General features: G+C 54.3%; 1 protein-coding gene. It reads left to right on the top strand.

Annotated features, from left to right (window positions below):
• Positions 1-269: 269 nt before the first annotated feature.
• Positions 270-1,357, top strand: a 1,088-nt coding sequence (locus Q4481_RS24540; protein ID WP_304379057.1) for a HAMP domain-containing protein, incomplete at its 3' end; no start/stop codon positions are given.

Raw genomic sequence — 1,357 nt, forward strand, 5'->3', positions numbered from 1 at the left:
GCCCAGCAGGCGCGTGCGCGTGGCTTCGCCCTCGACATGTCCATGGGCGGACCAGATTCCGATGACGACGATTTCAGAGAGTCGGCATAACGATGACCTGCCGAAGCGACTTTATCCTGACGGCAGTGCGCCGTCGCCGGTAAGTCGCTTCGGTCGGAAAACTAACGAGTATTGATAGTAGGCAAATGCAGCGGAAACGGTTCCGCCGCCAGAATTTAAAACCGGGTGCAAACCAACAGCTGGGTTGCCCAAACGGAGGTTACTTTCATATGCGCTTTACAATAAAAGCCAAACTTGCGGTAGCATTCGGGTTGCTCATCGCTGTGACTGCCACCTGCGCAGCATTCGGCATTCGAGGAGTGAGCCTCGTAGCGACGATGCAAGATGAACTTGTGACGGGTCCTGTGCATCAAAGCACTGTCTCTGCCCAACTCGCAGGAGCTTTTGACGTGATGCGTCTTGCAGAAGCGGATCTCCTTCTTGCAACAGACGCGGCCGAAAAAAAGCGTGCAATGTCTTCTCTTGAGGATTCCCGAGCAGAGTTTGTAAAAGCGCTGCAGGATGGAAATGATTCCGCACCGGCTGAATACAAGCCAAAGTGGGAGGAAATTCGTGCCTTCTGGGACACCTATTCCAAAATCAATGATCGACTTGTGAGCCTGGCGACCGCCGGCGATCTGAATGGTGCCATAGAACTGAAGCGCATTGAGGGTACGGAGGCATCGGACAAACTCGACAGCCTTTCCGAAAATCTCGAAAAGCTGGTTTCGGATGCAATTGATACCGGTGACGAGGCTGCAGACCAGGCATTTCAGGGCACATTATCAACGCTGCTGATAATCTCGGTAGTGGGTATTATTCTATCGATTGTATCGGCGATCTGGATTGCGATGAGTGTGATCAGAGGGCTGACGACGGTCAAGACGGCGACCAGCGCGGTCGCTCTCGGAGACCTCGACCAACGGATTTCTGTTCGGACGAACGACGAGATCAAGGACCTGGTCGATACAATGAACCGGATGACTGAAAATCTGCGCCAGACCGCTTTCGTTGCCAAGCAGATTTCTGAAGGCGACCTGTCTCTGGATGTCCAGCCGCTTTCCGAAAAAGATACCCTTGGCATCTCGATGAAGAACATGGTCGCCAATCTGCGTGAGACAGCCAATGTGGCTTCACAGATCTCCAACGGCGACCTGATGGTGACGCCGAAGCCGCTCTCGGACAAGGATACGCTCGGTCTCGCACTTCAGAGCATGGTGGAACGTCTGCGTGGCGTTGTTGCCGATGCGCTTTCTGCCTCGGTCAATGTCTCCTCGGGCAGCCAGGAACTGTCGGCAAGCTCCGAACAGCTGTCGCA

It is taken from the genome of Fluviirhizobium alvei, from assembly GCF_030551875.1.
GTDB classification, from domain to species: domain Bacteria; phylum Pseudomonadota; class Alphaproteobacteria; order Rhizobiales; family Rhizobiaceae; genus Rhizobium_E; species Rhizobium_E alvei.